The following is a 17264-nucleotide window of genomic DNA, read 5'->3' on the forward strand; positions in this document are numbered from 1 at the left end:
GATGACGACCGTTTTCATCAGCCACTCGCCGAGCCAATTGGCACAGTACTACGGCAACAAGGCGACGGCCGCATTGCAGGCGCTGGCGCGGGTTCGTCTGAATCCCGGCGAAGCAACGTTGACGTCGGCGGCGCTGGCGGCGTTGGCACACGACTGCGACGTCATCGTGTCGTACCGGCAGACCGTGGGGGACGAGGCACTGTTCGCCGGACTGCCCCGGCTCAAGGCCTTCGTGCGCTGCGCCATCGACATTCGCAACATCGACCTGGCGGCCGCGAGCCGGCATGGCGTGCTGGTGACGCAGGCAAGCGCCGGATTCATTTCGTCGGTGTCGGAGTGGATTGTCGGCGTGATGATCGACCTGAGCCGCGGCATCAGTGCTTCCGCGGCGACGTATCACGCCGGGCGTCCAGCGGCGCCGGTGATGGGGCGCGAACTGCGGGGTTCGACACTGGGCGTGATCGGCTATGGGCAGATCAGCCGTCATTTCTGCAACGTGGCGCTGGCACTCGGCATGCACGTCATCGTGCACGATCCGTTCGCGAAGACCGGGCGCGCAGAGTTGCCGCAGGTCGGGTTCGACGAACTGCTGGCCAGGTCCGACTATGTCGTGTGCCTGGCTGCCGCCACCGAGGCGAGCGCCGACATGATGAATGCGCGTGCGTTCGGCCTGATGCAGCGGCATGCGTTCTTCATCAACGCCTCGCGTGGCGAATTGCTCGACGAGGCCGCCCTCCTCGCCGCGCTCGATGCCGGCACCATCGCCGGAGGCGCGCTCGACGTCGGCCGCGCGCCGGACCAGATGCCGTCGCCAGCAGTCGCGGCACACCCGCGTGTCATCGCCACGCCGCACATCGGCGGCCTGACACCGCCGGCCGTCGAGCACCAGGCGATGGAGACGGTGTCGCAGGTCGCGGCGCTGATGCAAGGACGGGTGCCGGCCGGCGCGGTGAATGCGCGCGAGGCGTGGCGCTGGCAACAGGCGTTTTTCGCCGCCGCACAGGAGTGAGTCGTCATGAACCGCACCGTCAACGCGACCTACCCCGGCGCTTGCGATTGCCACGTCCACATCTATGAGGTCCAGTACCCGCTGGTACCCAACGTGGCGTGGGTGCCTCGCCATTCCCCGGTGTCGGCCTACCGGCGAGAGGTGCAGCTTCCGGCCGGGCTGGAGCGCGCCGTCATCGTCCAGCCGACCGGCTACGGCTTCGACAACCGCTGCACACTCGCCGCGCTGCTGCAGTTGGGCGATTCGGCGCGCGGCATCGCGGTGATTGCGCCGGACGCGCCCGACGCCGACATCGCCCGGCTGCATGCCGCGGGCATTCGCGGCGTGCGCTACATGATGCTCGACCCGTCCGTGATGACGTGGGACACGCTGGAGCCGATGGCCGCGCGCATGGACGATGCCGGCTGGATGATCGACCTGCAGTTCGACGGCCGCGAGATGCCCGAGCACGAAGCCGTTGTGAAGCGCCTGCCCTGCAAGCTCGTCATCGACCACAACGGCAAGTTCCTGGAGCCGGTGACGCCGGACCATCCTTCGTTCCAGTCGCTGCTGCGCGTGCTGGATTCGGGCAAGGTCTGGATCAAGCTTTCCGCACCGTACGAGACCTCGAAGACCGGCGCGCCCGGCTACGACGACGTCAGCCTGCTGGCGCGCACGCTCGCCGAGAAGTTTCCCGAACGCTGCCTGTGGGCGAGCAACTGGCCGCACCCCGGACGCGACCCCGTACCGGCCATCGTGCCCCTCTATGACTTGCTGTTCTCATGGGCCACGAGCGATGAGACGCGCCGGAAGATCCTCGTCGACAACCCGGCGCAGCTGTACGGGTTCTAGAAATCCCGGCAAGCGGCCAGCGCCACCGCCAGCCGCGCCCCCACTTCCGCGTTGTGCTTCACCAGCGCGATGTTGGTCGCGAGGCTGCGCCCACCCGTCAGCACCTTGATGCGAGCCAGCAGGAATGGCGTGACCGCCTTGCCTATGATGCCTTGCGACTTGGCCTCGGCCAGCGCCTGTTCCATGATCGCGTCGATCTCCTTGCGCGGCATCGCCGCGGCTTCCGGCACCGGCGCGCTCAGCACCACGCCACCTGCAAGGCCCAACGCCCACTTGGTGCGGATGAAGCGTGCCTGCGCCGCCGCATCGTCCAGCCGGTAGTCCGCGCGAAAGCCGCTGTCGCGCGTGTAGAACGCGGCGAAATTGTCCTGCTCGCAACTGAGCACCGGCACGCCGTGCGTCTCCAGGTATTCGAGCGTGAGGCCGATGTCGAGGATGGACTTGGCACCGGCACACACCACGGCCACCGAAGTCTTCGCAAGCTCCTGCAGGTCGGCCGAGATGTCGAAGGTTTCCTGCGCGCCGCGATGCACGCCGCCCAGGCCGCCGGTGACGAAGACCTCGATGCCCGCCAGCGCGGCACAGATCATCGTTCCCGCCACTGTCGTTGCGCCAAGCCCGCCGCTGGCCAACACGGCCGGCAGGTCGCGGCGGCTGATCTTGGCGGCCTGGCCCGAACGGCCGAGCAACTCCAGTTCGTCATCCGACAGACCGATGCGGATCCGCCCGTCGATCACCGCGACCGTTGCCGGCTCGGCGCCAAGTTCGCGGATCCTTGCCTCCACTTCGCGCGCCGTGCACACGTTCTCCGGGTACGGCATGCCGTGGGCGATGATGGTGGATTCCAGCGCCACGAGCGGGCGCCCTGCAGCCTTTGCGGCGGCCACAGGCGCACTGAGGCTCAACCAGGAAGCGGCGAGGTCAGCGACCATTGGATGATGCTTTCGTCAGTGGATGGGGCGTCGATACTGTAGCCTTCACCGCGTTCTCCTCAACTCGACAACGGAGCGAACATGGCCGACAGGATCCTGGTGTTCTACGGTTCGTACCGGTCCGACCGGATGGGTGTGCGTCTGGCGGACTACATCGTCGCAGGACTTCAGGCGCGCGGGGCCGACGTCGAATTCATCGACGCCAAGGTCGTCGGCCTGCCCATGCTTGACCGGATGTACAAGGAGTACCCGAAGGGCACCGCCCCGGACTCCATGGAAGCACTGGCTGAAAAGATACGCACTGCCGACGCGTTCGTCTTCGTGACCGGCGAATACAACTGGGGCCCGCAACCCGGCTTGAAGAACCTCACGGATCACTTCCTGGAAGAGTGGTTCTGGCGCCCCGCCGCCGTGGCGAGTTACTCCGCGGGACGTTTCTCCGGCGTTCGTTCGGGCACGATCTGGCACTCGATCCTCTCCGAGATGGGGATGGTGGTCATCTCGAGCACGCTGGCAGTCGGCCCCATTTCCCAGACGCTCGACGAGACCGGCAATCCGACTGGCAAGGCCGGCGAGGCGCTGGACCGATCATTCGGCCGATTCGCCGATGATCTGGCGTGGTGGGCCGAGGCGGCGCGTGCGCAACGCGAGCGCAAGGCGCCGCCCTATTGAGGCCGCAGCGTGAGTGAAGGCCTACCGGATGCCCACGACCTCGGCCTGGGCCCGCGCGTCCGGCGTAGCGGCGCTCACGCGCAGGAGTTTGTCGCCTTCGCGGAAGAATAACCAGCAACCGTCCTCCGCCTTGCTTGCGTCGGTTGGCAGACCTGTCAGCGTCGCATTGAATTTCGCGCAGAGACTTCCGTCGCTCTTCAGTTCCCAACGGCCCGCGACACTGGTGCTGCTTTGAGAAGAACCCAGGCTGATGAAGTAGACGCGCCCACCGCTGCGCAAATCCAGGCTGAAAAAACTCTTCGCACCGATCTCCCTGAGCGTGTGCTTCTTGTCAGCGAGCAACTTCTGAACCTCGTCCCGATCGAGGAACTTGCGTCCTTGCGCGAGCGGCGTCGCGGTGCTCGCGGGGGGCGGTTGCGCCGTCGGCGGGGCTGCTGCCACGGTTGTCGAAGGCGGAGACAACGGTGTTGCCGGGCGCGCCGCTGGAGGCGTTGCCGCGGGCGGTGGCGGGCGCATCGTCGGGGGCGCCGGCGCCGGCGCTGGCACTGGCGCTGGCGTTGGGGCTTGCGCTTGCGCTGGCGCTGGCGCTGATGCAGGCGATGCCGCCGGCGATACCGAAGGCGAAGGCAGCGCCGCCTGCGGCGCAGTTTGCTGCGCGGACGCCGCTTCGCGTTGCGTACGCGCCAGCAAGGTCTCGATGTCCTTGTCCTTCGGTGCCTGCTCCCGGGGCGCGGCAGCGGGCCCAGGTGCGGCTGCTGCCTCCGGGCGCTGCACCGGCGCCGGCCGCGCCGCAGCCTGCGCCGGCCCCGCACGGCCGGAGGCAGGATTGAAACTGAAGTCCGACGTCAGCGAGGTATTGACCCATGGCAACTGCCGCCCGGCCGTATCGCGCAGCACCTTCACCCGCACGTTCTTGAACATCTGTTCGACTTCGACGCCGGGCACCATGATTTCCTGCGCCAGGCTCCGGGTATAGATGCTGTTGCTGCCGTCCGGGCCGTCTTCGGCAGGCGCGCCGGGCGCCGACGCGAAGGCGATCAGCGTGCCGCGCGCGCCCATCTCCGCCAAGCCGCCGGCCGAGGAAATATTGCGCGTCTTTTTCGGGAACGGGTTGTCCCGGCAAGCGTCCAGGATCACGATGCGCGGATGCGAGCCCACCTTGTCGATACGGCTCAGGAACAGCTCGTCGATGTCGACGGACTCGTCCTTCACCTCCTCCTGGTCGCGCAGGTTGATGTCGACAGGCAGCAGGTAGTTGCGCCCGTCGATCTGCATGCCGTGGCCGGCGTAATACAGCACCGCGGTGGCGTCGTCCTTCTGCACCTGGCGCGCAAACTCGCGCAGCACCCGCCTGAACTGCAGCACCCCGATGTTGAGCTGCTCGTTGACCTCGAAGCCCAGCTTGCGAAGGTTGCCGGCCATCAGCCGCGCGTCGTTCTCGGGATTGCCCAGCCGCGCCCTGGAGTACTCGGAATTGCCGATCACCAGGGCAATGCGCCTGTCAGCCGACCGATCCTGCGCATGCGCAGCGAAGACCTGCAGTGCAAGCAGAAGCCCCAGCGCGAAGGCCCGTGACAACCAGCATGCGGCAAGACGCGAGACAGACATGCCGCTGACTATCCCCCCGCGCCGCCGCGATTGCAACCGTCCAGGTGCTCAGCGTGCGGCGCGCAGCAAGTCGATGAACAACGGATCGGTGCGGACCACGCGCGAGTTGCCCACGTCCCTGAAAGTCACGCCGCCTGCGGCCGCCCCCAGCATGCCGCGGACCAATGCCGCGTCGGTCGTGCCATCCACCACCAGCACGACGCGCCGCGGCAACACGAAAGCGGCCAGTTGCCGCAATTCGTACTCGCACCCCAGCCGCTCGCGCGAGATGCCCCGCAAGTCCATGAGCACGACCTCGGCCCGGGCCATCAGTTCGACCACGGTTGCCTGCCAGGTCGTGTCCGCGCAGCAGAACTCGTTGACCCGAAAACGCCCGTCGGGGTCGCGCTCCTCGTCGTGTGCCGCCAGCCGGCGCTGCAAGTCCGCGCCGGAACGCACGAAGGTCTCGTCGACCGTGCCGAGCATGTAGTGCAGGTAGTCGCCGGGGTCGATGGTCCGCGCGACCACATCCGGCGCCGCGATCACCGTCACCGGACCGAAGTAGCGCCAGCGCGCGCCGATGCGATCGAACAACCGCCCGGTTCGTGCCGCATGGCCAAACACTCGCAGCAGGAGCAACGTGCGCGGCGGCGGCGAATCGCGCGCCACGTGAAGCCACTGGAAGACCCGGTTGTTCACGAAGACGAACATCCAGTAGGCCATCGCGCAACCGGCAAGGCCCCAGAAAGGGTGTTCGCTTGCGCCGACGGTCGTGGCCTGCACGGCCACGAACATGAGCCACCACGCTCGGCCCAGCAACTGGACATCGGAAAAGCGCTTGGCCTCGTAGGCGCGTGCCAATGCATGCAGGCGCCGCCACGCAAGCCAGCCGACCGGCAGCGCCAGGATCACGAACGTCGCGTGCGAGGCCCAGTGCCCCAGCAGGCCGTAGCCCGCCAGCACCAGCGCGCCGCCCGCGCGTGACTCGGCCAGCGCGTTGGTCGCGTGCGCGCCAAGAAAAGGGGCGAATCCGAAAATCAGCAACCCCGCAAACGTGATCGGCATGACACCCCGAATCCTCGACACGCCACTGCCCAATATCAGGACCATCGGTATCGGGAGCAGCACCGCTGCAAACTGAAAGAAGAAGACCGCGCCGCGCAACTGGTCGATAGAGACAGCGCCTGTTCCTAGGGCGCGCTGCACCAGCGATGCAAGCACGGTTGCCACGGCACCCGCCACCAGCAACACCGCGCAAGACAAAGCGCCCCGGGTCCACGGCCATGCGAGGGATACCGCGACCATCGGTACGACCACGCACAGGTATCCGCCCACCTCCAGCGCAATGCGCGCGAGCGTGATGGCGATCCCGGCGCTGGCGTTGTAGGTGATCGCGAGCACCAGCGAGGGCAGGCCCACCGAGACCAGCCACCCGGCAATGACACGCCGATGCATCGCTCGCTCCCATGCCAGCGCCCTTCCCTCGGGTGCAGCGCCCGCTTCCACCGCATCCGTTGATTGCATCTGCGCCGCAGACGCAGCGCGTGCGGCGACAACCTCGCCCGGCACGGAGAGCATGCCTTCGAGCACTACTACCCGATAGCGCCACTGGACGAACGCCACGACGAACACGCCGACGATGAGCGTTACATAAAAGTGGGAAGCCAGTTCGCCTTCCAGCATCCGATGCACCTCGCGTGATTGGATTTGCGATGCCGCCGCTCTCTCACCTACTATAGAACTCCAGCGGCTTTTCGGGGCTTGCGCATGTCTTCCACGTCGGTGCATCTGCGAGGCGGCGGTCGCCGGATGCTGATCGCAACGCTTGCGCTCGCGTTGCTGTATGTCGCGGTAGCCGAGTCGTGGAGCGCATTGAGCTTGCCCCTGATGATGTGGTACGTCGATCGCGGTTCGCAGCCCGCGCTCGAACGTGAAGCAGCACAGGTCGCCATTCTGTCTGCCACGCGCGAGACAGCGTTGACACCGGCACACCGGCTCGCCGCCTGGAACCTCGGCCTGGGCATGGGCTACGCAAGTCAATATCTCAGCGGCTTCGCCAACTCGCCCCCCGCCGAGCAGCAGCGCGCACGTGCAGCCTTGGAGCCCCTGATCTCGAAGGCCGAGCAGAATGCCGCATTCCTGCAGGTCGAAGGCCCGGTCGTCATCGAGTCGAAGAGCGTGTTCGAGGCCGCCAGCCTGCGCAGGCGCATCGAGGCGGACGACACCGGCATGGAGGCGCGCATCGGTGAGCGCGTGAGCATTCGCCACCGACACCTCTACCAGTTGGGCATGCACGTCGGCATGCAGCTTGCGATCTTCGACAGGCAGACTGCCATCGCGTCGCGCGACCCCGGCTATCACGAGCAATCGCCCCCGCCGCGCATTGAAATCAAGCGGCATGCGACCCTTGCGGGCTTGTCGCCTGCCCAGTGGGAGCCGCTTGCCGCCATGCCTTCGGCCGCCGCCTACGCCGGGGTCGCCGAGGCGTATCGCACAGCGATCGCCGCCACCGACAGCTCGATTCTTGCAATCCCCACGGGGGTTGCGGAGGTCCGACAATGAACGCGCTCCAGTCCCGGATTCGCAATGACACGCCGAAGAAGATCCTCGCTTGCGACGGCGGCGGCATTCGCGGCCTCATCACCGTCGAGATCCTGGCGGCTATGGAGGATGCATTGCGCATCAAGCTCGGGAAGGGTCCGGATTTCGTCCTTGCCGATTATTTCGACTACGTCTGCGGCACCAGCACCGGCGCGGTGATTGCGACCTGCGTGTCGATGGGCATGCCCATGGCGCGCGTGCGCACGTTCTACGAGGCGAGCGGCAAGCAGATGTTCGACAAGGCCTCCCTGCTCAACCGCCTGCGCTTCAAGTACAACGACGAACCGCTCGCCGTGAAGCTGCGCACCGAACTCGGCCCCGACACCACGCTCGGCAGCGACAAGCTGCGCACCGTCCTGATGATGGTGCTGCGCAATGCCACCACCGATTCGCCGTGGCCGCTGTCCAACAATCCGTTCGCCCGGTACAACGCCCTGTCGCGCGACGACTGCAACCTCCAACTGCCGCTGTGGCAACTCGTGCGTGCCAGCACCGCGGCACCGACCTACTTCCCGCCCGAGGTCGTCAACTTCGGCACGCCGGGGCAGTCGAGCAAGAGCTACAGCTTCATCTTCGTCGACGGTGGCGTGACGGCGTACAACAACCCGGCCTTCCTCGCCTTCCAGATGGTGACGGCGAACCCCTACCAGCTCAACTGGAAGACCGGCAAGCAAGCGCTGTTGATCGTGTCGGTCGGCACCGGCGGCTCGAGCCTGGCCAATGCCGAACTGAGCGCCGGCAGCATGAACCTGCTCTACAACGCGACATCGATTCCATCGGCATTGATGAACGCCGCGTCGGCCGGATGGGACATGGCCTGCCGCACCGTCGGCGAGTGCGTCTTCGGGGCACCGATCGACCGGGAGTTCGGGTCGATGGTCGGGCCGACCGACGAAGGCCTGTCCAACTCATCCGTGCCGAAGCTGTTCAGCTACCTTCGATACAACCCCGAGCTATCGGCCGAAGGGCTGGCCAGCCTTGGCTTGTCCAGCATCAATCCCGCGAACGTGCAGCAACTCGACTCGGTCGATCACATGGACCAGATCCAGCAAGTCGGACGGGCCTACGCGAAAGCAAACCTCTGCGCCGATCACTTCGACGGTTTCAGTTGAAACGCGCGCCGCCGTCAGGCTGGCCTGAGCCTGTCGATCACTGCCGACAGGCGTGCCCTGCCCGCATCGTCCGTCACGTGCGACAGGCTGAGCGTCAAGGAGCCGATGATGCTCTTGAGTTGCCACTCGGCCGCGTCGCCGCTCTCGACTTCATCGGCCAGCGCCTCGGCCTTGTCTGCATCGCCCGAGTCGAATGCCGCGACGAGCAGGGTGGCGCGCAACCAGGGGTCCGTCGCGCCGCGTCGCCGGGCCCGCTCGCATGCCGCGATCACGAACTGCACGACCGACTGCGCCAGCTTCTCATCGCCCGCGCGATTGCGGATGCGGTACAGGCTCGGCAAGTTGCTGGAGCAGTAGTACTCGTTCAAGTCCAGCTGCATCCCACGCTCATAGTTGTCGATGGAGCGGGCCAGGGCCTTCTGCTTGTCGCCCGGCGTGGTTGCGGCATCGAACAGCCGCTTGTAGCGCCCGCCCAGCAGGCCGAGGCGCTCATGCGTCGGTCCGGCCGTGGCGATCAGCGCCTCGAGCGCGGCAATCGCGTCGACATGCCGCCCGGCATACGACAGGGCAAGCGCGCGCTGCTCGGTGACTTCGGCGATCGACCTGAGTTCATCGTTCAGGCCATCGATGAACTTCAGCACCAGGTTCCAGTCATCGGCCTTGTCGGCGCAGTCGCGCAGCATCAGCATCAGGGCGATGGCCACGGCACCTGTCATCGGCCCACGCGAGTAGGCGTCCACCAGCGCTTGCGCGCGCCCCATCCTTTCCGCCTTCGGCACCGCGCGCACGGCGCGCACTTCGGCCTGGAATTCCGACAGCTGCGCCATCTGGTCCTTCATGCCGGCGGCCGTGCTTTCATTGACCTCGGTCGGGTAGCCCGGAATCGCACCGTGCATCGGCGAGATGCCGCCTTCGAGCGAACCGATCGCATCCTTGATCGCGGCCTGGATCGCGACGGCAGTGCCGTCGAGGATCGCTCCTTCCGGAAGCGGATAGCGAACCGTGCGCAGTTGAGCCAGGTCGAACAACTGTCGCGACCAGTCCGCGGCCAGCAGCACACACCCCCTGCGACGCGCCGCATGGCGGATGCCGATCTCGTAGTAGACGTTGCCGTTGGCAATCGTCATGTCCGCGAGCACCAGGTCCGCGAAGTAAAGGCGCTCCAGCATCTGCGTGATGATCAGCGCGCCCGTGTCCTGGTCGGCGCGGATCGGCTGGTAGCCCAGGGCCTCGATGACGGGCACATAGGCCTTGTCCCACAGCGCATTGAAGTCGATCTCCACCGGCCCCTTGCCCGGTTCGGCCAGCGTCGCCTTGCGGCCGTAGGGCATCACCATGAAGCACAACGGTTTGAACATGGCACCTCACTTCCACAGTTGCGTGGTGTCGAGCCAGTGCGCATGGCCATGCCGGCGACGGACCTCCTCCATGAGGTGCTGCGTACCGCCCGGGCCATCGCCGCCCTTGCCGTCCCACAGGCAGATGAACTGAACTTTGTCCGCGCCGAAGCGGCTGGCAGCTTCGAGCATCCAGAGGTTGTCTTGCTCGTACGGATCTTCGTCCGGCTTCAACGCGCCGCGCTCCGCCGGCAGGATGTGCAACGTGCATGCCGACTTCGCCGCTTCGAAGCGCGAAAGCCAATCGCCTCCTGCGAATGTGACCGACTTGGGAAGGAAGGTCGATACGTCGAACGGCAGGTACATCTCCAGTGCGGCGCCGCGCGCGAGTGCCGACTCGGCGAACAGGAGGTCACCGCCGCAGGCGCCGCCGCAGATGGCCAGGTCCTGCGCGCCCGCCTCCAGCCGATCCAGCAAGCCCTCGATGGCCTTGCGTGCGATGGGCTCCTTGTCGGCGGGAAAGCGCGGCGTCTTGCGATCGGGCGCGTCGATCATGTGTCCGCTGAAGAGCAGGACTTGTCCGGGCACGGGGCGCGCATCCATGACGCTTCACGCCTTGTGCGCCGCTGCGGCGGAGGCCGCCCCCTTGGACGCCGCCTGCGACAACGTGCCCACCCAAGCGTCATGCTCGGTTGCCATCAGCGCTTCGATCCGTTCGGCCAGCAAGACCATCGCCGCGTTGGTCGGCCCGCCGGCGTACGGTTCGGCACCCGAAAGCAACAGCCATTTTTCACGCTTGAGTCGTTCGGCCGTCCCCCGGTACTGCAGCCACAGCGCATGCCACTGGAACAACTGCACCAGCGCCTCCAGCGCGGCGATCGACGTACCGAACAACGCACTCAGCAGCTTGAAGGCGGGTTCCGGCAAGCCCGGCAGGACAGCCAGCACCGGAATGGCCGCGCCGAGCACGATCTGCGCGATCTTCACGCGCTGGTAGTGCTTGCGATAGGTGCCGCTGCTGCGGCTGTAATAGCCGAGCTGGTCTTCCAGCCGCAGCCATGCCGGATGGCGGGCAATTTCGGGCGGCACCTGGAAGGCACCCGCGCTGTCGGGTTGTGGGGCCACGAGTACTCCAATCTCAGGCTTGCGCATGCGCCACGCTGGCGCGACCCAGCATAGCCACTTGCGCTCCGTCCAGCCAGAGGCAGGCGGCAGCGTACCCTCAACCCGGCACGAGCGGCAGGTAGCGTGCCGACAGCACTCCCTCGATCGCCGCGATGTCCGCGAGCACCGCATCACTCACTGCGCTGTCGACGTCGACCAGCGTGTAGGCCATGTCGCCGCGCGACTTGTTGACCATGTTGTGGATGTTCAGCCCGGCACGCGCCATGGCGGTCGAGATCTGCCCGAGCATGTTGGGCACGTTGGCATTCGCGATCGCAACGCGAAACGCCGACTCGCGCGCCATGCTCACGCTCGGAAAGTTCACCGCGTTCGCGATGTTGCCGTCCTCGAGGTAGTCGCGCAGTTGGTCCGCCACCATCACGGCGCAGTTCTCCTCCGCCTCGCGCGTGCTCGCGCCAAGGTGCGGCAGGCACACGATGCGTTCGTTCCGCAGCAGTGCGGCACTCGGGAAGTCGCACACGTAGCGCCCCAGGTGGCCCGTGGCCAGCGAGGCCAGCACCGCATCGTCGCTCACCACGCCCTCGCGCGAAAAATTCAGCAGCACCGCGCCGGGCTGCATCAGGCGGATGTTCTCCGCATTCACCATGTCGCGGGTGGCGTCGACCAGCGGCACATGCAAGGTCACGAACTGCGCGATGCGCAAGACCTCGGTCACGCTGCCAGCCTTCCTGACCTGCGACGGCAGGCTCCAGGCCGCGTCGACGGTGATGTCCGGGTCGTAGCCGAGCACGTTCATGCCCAGCTTGATGGCCGCGTCCGCCACGAGGCAGCCGATCTTGCCCAGGCCCACGATGCCCAGGGTTCGGCCAGCAAGTTCGAATCCCGCAAAGGTGCTCTTGCCGGATTCGACCGTCTTTTCCAGGTCGGGACGCTCGGGCGCCAGGCCACCGACGAAATGCAGGGCGCCCGAGAGATTGCGCGCCGCCATCAACATGCCGGCCAGCACCAGTTCCTTCACCGCGTTGGCGTTGGCGCCCGGTGCGTTGAACACCGGCACGCCGCGCGCGGTCATGGCCTTGACCGGAATGTTGTTCGTGCCCGCACCCGCGCGCCCGATCGCACGCACGCTGGCCGGCACCTCCATCTTGTGCATGTCGGCCGAGCGCACCAGCACCGCATCGGGCATCGCGATGTTCTTTCCGGACGCATAGCGATCGGAAGGCAGGCGCCGGAGTCCGTTCTCCGATATCTCGTTCAGCACCAGGATCTGAAGTCGCTCAGCCATGGCTCGCCTCGAACTCCTTCATGTAGGCAACCAACGCGACGACGCCTTCGATCGGCATCGCGTTGTAGATCGAAGCGCGCATGCCGCCGACCGACCGGTGCCCCTTCAACTGCACCATGCCCCGGGCCTGCGCGCCCTTGAGGAAGGCTTCGTCGAGCGATTCGTCGCGCAACTTGAAAGGCACGTTCATCAGCGACCGGTCCTCGCGCGCGACCGGGTTGTAGAAGAACGAGGTGGTCTCGAGGTGGTCGTACAGCACGGCCGCCTTCTTGCGGTTGCTGGCCTCGATCGCCGTCAGCCCGCCCTGCGCCTTGATCCAGTTGAACACCAGGCCGGCCATGTAGATGGTGTAGGTCGGCGGCGTGTTGAACATCGAATCGTTGTCGGCCTGGATCTTGTAGTCGAAGGCCGAGGGCGTGATCGGCAGCGCCTGGCCGATCAGGTCGTCGCGCACGATCACGATCGTCACGCCGGCCGGGCCGACGTTCTTCTGCGTGCCCGCGTAGATCAGGCCGTAGCGGCTCACGTCGATCGGGCGCGAGATGAAGTTGCTCGACATGTCGGCCACCAGCGGTACGTCGCCGGTGACGGGCGTCCAGTGGTATTCGACGCCGCCGATCGTTTCGTTCGAGCAGATGTGCACGTAGGCGGCGTCCTTGTCGAGCTTCCAGGTTTCCTGCTTCGGGACGCTGGTGTAGTTGTCCGCTTCCGAACTCGCGGCCACGTTGACCTTGCAGTACTTCTTCGCTTCCTTGATCGACTTCTTGGACCATTCGCCGGTGTCGATGTAGTCGGCGCCGCTGCGGCCACGCAGCATGTTCATCGGCACGATGGCGTTCTCGCCGATCGCCCCGCCCTGCAGGAACAGCACCTTGTAGTTGGCCGGCACGCCCATCAACTCGCGCAGCAGCTTTTCGGCCTCCGCGTGAATCGCGATGAATTCCTTGCCGCGATGGCTCATCTCCATCACCGACATGCCGCTCCCGTGCCAGTCGAGCATTTCGTCGGCAGCCTGGCGCAGCACAGTTTCGGGCAGCGTCGCGGGGCCGGCGCTGAAATTAAAGACACGCGTCATCGAAGAATCTCCAGGAAGTGGCGAGGAAAAGGCTCGCCATTCGACAGGAGGACGCTGCAAATTGCAACAGAGTCAGCACGAAGGCGTGCAACCCGTGGGCGATGGACAGTCCGTGGCCGGACCGCCATCGGCAGGCATCGAAGCCGCAGTTACCTGGCGCGGCCCAGCGCGAACACCGAATTGACCGGCATCGCGTGATTCTCTTCAACCGGCCGGGCGCGACGCGCCGGAGTCCGGCGCCGCCCGGCCTCGGCCTTCACTTCCGCTTGCATGTCGGCCCGCGCGACTTCGCCCGCGATGGACTGGAGGGTGATGCCATCGAGGAACTCCATGATGCACCGATTGAGTGACGCCCAAAGTTCGGGCGTGAGGCAGCGCTGTGTTTCCAACGACCGCTCCGCGCCCGCGTGCGTTTCCGCTTGCGGGCCGGCGCCTGCCGAGTCGGCGCCTGCCGAGTCGGCCCCTCCCGACTCGACGGCGCGCACGATGTCGGCCACGCTGATGGCCGCGGCACCACGGCCCAGCGTGTAGCCGCCACCCGGCCCGCGCGTCGCCGAGACGAGGCCATGCCGCCGGAGACTGCCGAAAAGGTGTTCGAGGTAGGACACCGACACCTGCTGGCGCTCGCTCATTGTGGCCAGGGACACGGGTCCGCCGCGCCGGCGCGAGGCCAGGTCCACCATCGCGCTGACGGCCACACGGCCCTTGGTGGTCAGACGCATGACGTCCTCACTCGTCGCGGCCGCCGGCAATGCCCAGCAGGGCAAGCAGCGACTGGAACACGTTGTAGATGCTCAGGTAGACGCCCAGCGTGGCGGTGATGTAGTTGGTTTCGTGGCCGTCCTGCACGCGCTTCAGGTCGTACAGGATGAACGCCGAGAAGATGCCGACGGCTATCACCGCCAGCGTGATCATCAACGCGCTCGACTGGATGAAGAAATTGGCGATGCCCGCAACCAGCAACATCACCGCACCGATGAACAGCCACTTGCCCATCGACGACAAGTCGCGCTTGATCACCGACGACAGCGTGGCCATGCCCAGGAAGATCGTCCCGGTGCCGGCGAAGGCCATCATCACGAGGCTCGCGCCGTTGGCCATGCCCAGCACGCTGCCCACCAGGCGCGACAACATCAGTCCCATGAAGAAGGTGAAGGCCAGCAGCACCGGGACACCGGCCGCAGATTCCTTGGTCTTCTCGATGGCGAACATGAAACCGAAGGCGCCGCCCAGGAACACGATCATGCTGATGCCGGGGGACATCGCACCGACGAGGCCGGTGGCCACGCCGATCCACGCACCGAGCACCGTGGGCACCATCGACAGCGCCAGCAACCAGTAGGTGTTGCGAAGCACTGCGTTGCGCTGGCCTGCCTCATGGACCGGCGCTACGGGCGCGCGGCCGAAGGTCTGGAGGTTTTCGTTCATGGCTTTCCTTTGAGTTCGACGGATGCAGGAATGCAAATCGTCGTGTCCCGAATCTATGGACTTCGAGCATTCAAGAAAAGTCGCATTTTCGACATCGATCATTCTGATTAAACTGATCGATCGTTACCTGGAGGGCTCGTGAACTTCAAGCATCTCTACTACTTCTGGGCCGCGGCCAAGGCGGGCGGCATCGCCCGGGCGGGCGAACAACTGCACGTCACACCGCAAACGTTGTCGACGCAAATCAAGCTGCTGGAAGACCGCCTTGGCTGCCACCTCTTCCAGAAGCACGGCCGCGGCCTCGAACTGACCCCCGACGGGCGCACCGCCCTGAGCTACGCCGACCAGATCTTCGCGCTCGGCGATGAACTCGAGATGGCACTGGGCAACCGTGGGGAAGGCACGCGAACACTGAGCTTCCGCGTCGGCATCGCCGATGCGGTCCCCAAGGCCATCGCCTATCGATTGCTGGAGCCCGCATTGGCGATCACCGAGCCGGTTCGGCTGATCTGCCACGAAGGCAACTTTCGCGACCTGCTGGCGCAACTGTCGGTGCAGCGGCTCGACCTGGTGATCGCCGACGAGCCCATGGGCAAGCAAACGAGCGTCAAGGCGTTCAACCACACCCTCGGCAACACAGCAATGAGTTTCTTCGCAGCGCCTGCATTGATGCGCTCGCTCACTGGCGCGTTTCCAGCCTGCCTCGATGGCGCACCGATGCTAATCCAGGGCGCGTCATCGGCGGTACGGCAACGCCTGGACCTGTGGCTCGCGGAGCACAGTTTGCGGCCCCGGCTGATCGGCGAATTCGACGACGCCGCGTTGCTGAAGGCGTTTGGCGGCGAGGGCCGCGGCGTATTCATGTCACCCACCGTGCTGGAGGACGAGACCAGCGCCCAGTACGGGGTCGAGGTGCTGGGTCGGGCGCAGGGGCTTGTGGAGGAGTTCTTCGCGATCTCGGTGGAGCGGCGCATCACGCATCCCTGCGTGGTTGCAATTACCCAGGCCGCGCGGCTGCAGTTCCTGAAAAGCTAGGGCTGCTCAGCGCGCATCCTTGCGCGCCAGCAGCACATTGCCGCCGGTGGTATTGAAGGAAATCGTCGGGGCACTGAAATCGCTCAGCGGTGCGCCCAGGCCGATCTCGCCGCTGCCATGCAACACGCACTCGTCGCGTCGCAGGGCGATTTCCCCACTGGCGCCGGCGCGGCCGTGAAAGCGCACCCAGGTGCCATAAGTGCTGACATCGACGAGCACGCAACTGCCCTGCCGCGCTTCGATACGGGCATGGAGGCGGGAAACACGCGGATCGTTGACGACAAACTCGGCCTCATCGACGCGGCCGAGATGAATCGGCAGGTCCGACGCGCGAAACATCGAACGCATGTCGAGCCAGGACAGTTCGATCTGGCCAAATGAAGAATCCGGCGACCGGATCTGATGCGCGAGCGGGCCCGGCACGGTCACGAAATCCGTGATTTCTTCTTGCCAGTCGATGCGATGCACGACCGGCATTTCTGTCTTGCCACGAATGTTGATTGGGCCCAGGTTGCGGTGCCGCAAGGCCGGATCGACGACTTGATCAACGACCGACTCGGTGGCCCAGATCTGCCCGGGCCCTGCCAGATCGCTGAGCCGCGACGCCAGATTGACAGCGTCACCATACGAATCGCCATCGACCTCCACCACCTCGCCGCTCGCCACGCCAATCTGCAGGTCCATCCGCAGCGGCACTGGCCAGGTCATCAGGCGCTTCTGGTGATTGCGCTGCATCTCGAGCACCGCGTCGACGGCATCAGCGGCGTTCGGGAATATCGCAAAGATGCCATCACCCAGCTTTTTTACGACACGGCCTTTATGGGATTCACACACGCCGCCGATCCATTGCACCAGGCGCGTCACGGTTTCTGTTGCCCGCGCATTGCCCATCGCCTCGAATACGCGCGTGCTTCCAGTCAGATCAGCGAAAACGACAGTGGGGGGAGCAGCCATTGGACAGAGTTGTGGGGCGCGATCGCACGCCAGTTATGGCAAGGCCCTGCCCCGCCGTTGGTTTGGAGTCTTGCATGGAACACTTCGCAAACTATCGCAAATTACGCGCAATTTGGAACTCTCGCCAAGAGGAAATCCCCACCACACACTCAATGGGTTACCAAATGTAGAACTAATGTATTGTTTCCTCAACCAACGCCTCAGCATTTTCGTGAACAATGTTGTTTTTAAACATTAAATAATGTTTCCACGTCTTGTGGTCGCCCTTGGCGCCTCGTAAG

Annotated in this window: 17 protein-coding genes; 6 read left to right on the forward strand and 11 right to left on the reverse strand. The window is 65.6% G+C overall.

The genetic code is table 11. The annotated features are described in order from the left end of the window. The first annotated feature begins 1 nt into the window (after position 1). Positions 2-1009, forward strand: a complete 1008-nt coding sequence (locus WKW80_RS14505; RefSeq protein ID WP_340364273.1) for an NAD(P)-dependent oxidoreductase — start codon at positions 2-4, stop codon at positions 1007-1009. A gap of 6 nt (positions 1010-1015) precedes the next feature. After that, complete coding sequence (locus WKW80_RS14510) at positions 1016-1840, forward strand: amidohydrolase family protein (RefSeq protein WP_340364274.1); 825 nt, start codon at positions 1016-1018, stop codon at positions 1838-1840. On the opposite strand, the gene WKW80_RS14515 is transcribed toward WKW80_RS14510, so the two are convergent. Then, entirely contained in the window at positions 1837-2772 is a 936-nt protein-coding gene (locus tag WKW80_RS14515) for a pseudouridine-5'-phosphate glycosidase (protein ID WP_340364275.1), read from the reverse strand. The genes WKW80_RS14510 and WKW80_RS14515 overlap by 4 nt on opposite strands. Before the next feature lie 81 nt (positions 2773-2853). Between WKW80_RS14515 and WKW80_RS14520 the strand changes: the two genes are divergently transcribed. Next, positions 2854-3444, forward strand: coding sequence for an NADPH-dependent FMN reductase (locus WKW80_RS14520; protein WP_340364276.1), 591 nt, complete (start codon positions 2854-2856; stop codon positions 3442-3444). A gap of 21 nt (positions 3445-3465) precedes the next feature. On the opposite strand, the gene WKW80_RS14525 is transcribed toward WKW80_RS14520, so the two are convergent. Together WKW80_RS14525 and WKW80_RS14530 are read right to left on the reverse strand one after the other, a co-directional pair. Beyond that, positions 3466-5052 (reverse strand): caspase family protein, encoded by a 1587-nt coding sequence (locus WKW80_RS14525; protein ID WP_340364277.1) that lies wholly within the window; start codon positions 5050-5052, stop codon positions 3466-3468. 48 nt (positions 5053-5100) lie between these two features. Beyond that, positions 5101-6714 carry a hypothetical protein gene (locus WKW80_RS14530; protein ID WP_340364278.1) on the reverse strand — a complete coding sequence of 538 codons (1614 nt, stop codon included), beginning with the start codon at positions 6712-6714 and terminating at the stop codon, positions 5101-5103. Between the two features lie 84 nt (positions 6715-6798). Here WKW80_RS14530 and WKW80_RS14535 point away from each other — a divergent pair, with 84 nt between their 5' ends. Beyond that, a complete protein-coding gene (locus WKW80_RS14535; protein ID WP_340364279.1) occupies positions 6799-7593 on the forward strand; it encodes a hypothetical protein in 795 nt (264 codons plus the stop codon). Beyond that, the gene (locus tag WKW80_RS14540) at positions 7590-8744 is read left to right on the forward strand and encodes a patatin-like phospholipase family protein (RefSeq protein ID WP_340364280.1); all 1155 of its coding nucleotides are present in this window, start codon (positions 7590-7592) and stop codon (positions 8742-8744) included. The genes WKW80_RS14535 and WKW80_RS14540 overlap by 4 nt, the downstream gene beginning before the upstream one ends. A 14-nt stretch (positions 8745-8758) precedes the next feature. Here WKW80_RS14540 and WKW80_RS14545 read toward each other — a convergent pair whose 3' ends face one another. From WKW80_RS14545 to WKW80_RS14575, 7 genes are all read right to left on the reverse strand, one after another. Further along, positions 8759-10102, reverse strand: a complete 1344-nt coding sequence (locus tag WKW80_RS14545) for a TRAFs-binding domain-containing protein (RefSeq protein WP_340364281.1) — start codon at positions 10100-10102, stop codon at positions 8759-8761. Positions 10103-10108: 6 nt separating this feature from the next. Next, entirely contained in the window at positions 10109-10684 is a 576-nt protein-coding gene (locus WKW80_RS14550) for a hypothetical protein (protein ID WP_340364282.1), read from the reverse strand. Positions 10685-10690: 6 nt separating this feature from the next. After that, on the reverse strand, positions 10691-11206 hold the full coding sequence (locus tag WKW80_RS14555; RefSeq protein WP_340364283.1) for a DUF4231 domain-containing protein: 516 nt from the start codon (positions 11204-11206) through the stop codon (positions 10691-10693). 97 nt (positions 11207-11303) lie between these two features. Continuing rightward, positions 11304-12491, reverse strand: a complete 1188-nt coding sequence (locus WKW80_RS14560) for a phosphoglycerate dehydrogenase (protein ID WP_340364284.1) — start codon at positions 12489-12491, stop codon at positions 11304-11306. Beyond that, on the reverse strand, positions 12484-13566 hold the full coding sequence (gene serC / locus WKW80_RS14565) for a 3-phosphoserine/phosphohydroxythreonine transaminase (protein ID WP_340364285.1): 1083 nt from the start codon (positions 13564-13566) through the stop codon (positions 12484-12486). Before serC ends, WKW80_RS14560 begins: the two co-directional genes overlap by 8 nt. A 149-nt stretch (positions 13567-13715) precedes the next feature. Next, complete coding sequence (locus tag WKW80_RS14570) at positions 13716-14288, reverse strand: Rrf2 family transcriptional regulator (protein ID WP_340364286.1); 573 nt, start codon at positions 14286-14288, stop codon at positions 13716-13718. A 7-nt stretch (positions 14289-14295) separates the two neighbouring features. Continuing rightward, on the reverse strand, positions 14296-14994 hold the full coding sequence (locus WKW80_RS14575) for a Bax inhibitor-1/YccA family protein (RefSeq protein ID WP_340364287.1): 699 nt from the start codon (positions 14992-14994) through the stop codon (positions 14296-14298). Between the two features lie 138 nt (positions 14995-15132). Here WKW80_RS14575 and nhaR point away from each other — a divergent pair, with 138 nt between their 5' ends. Further along, positions 15133-16029: a transcriptional activator NhaR gene (gene nhaR, locus WKW80_RS14580; protein ID WP_340364288.1), complete on the forward strand. Its 897-nt coding sequence runs from the start codon at positions 15133-15135 to the stop codon at positions 16027-16029. A 6-nt stretch (positions 16030-16035) separates the two neighbouring features. Here nhaR and WKW80_RS14585 read toward each other — a convergent pair whose 3' ends face one another. Then, on the reverse strand, positions 16036-16983 hold the full coding sequence (locus WKW80_RS14585) for an adenylate/guanylate cyclase domain-containing protein (RefSeq protein ID WP_340364289.1): 948 nt from the start codon (positions 16981-16983) through the stop codon (positions 16036-16038). Positions 16984-17264: the final 281 nt, after the last annotated feature.

Origin of the sequence: Variovorax humicola, assembly GCF_037889915.1 — a bacterium.
GTDB classification, from domain to species: Bacteria; Pseudomonadota; Gammaproteobacteria; order Burkholderiales; family Burkholderiaceae_C; genus Variovorax; species Variovorax humicola.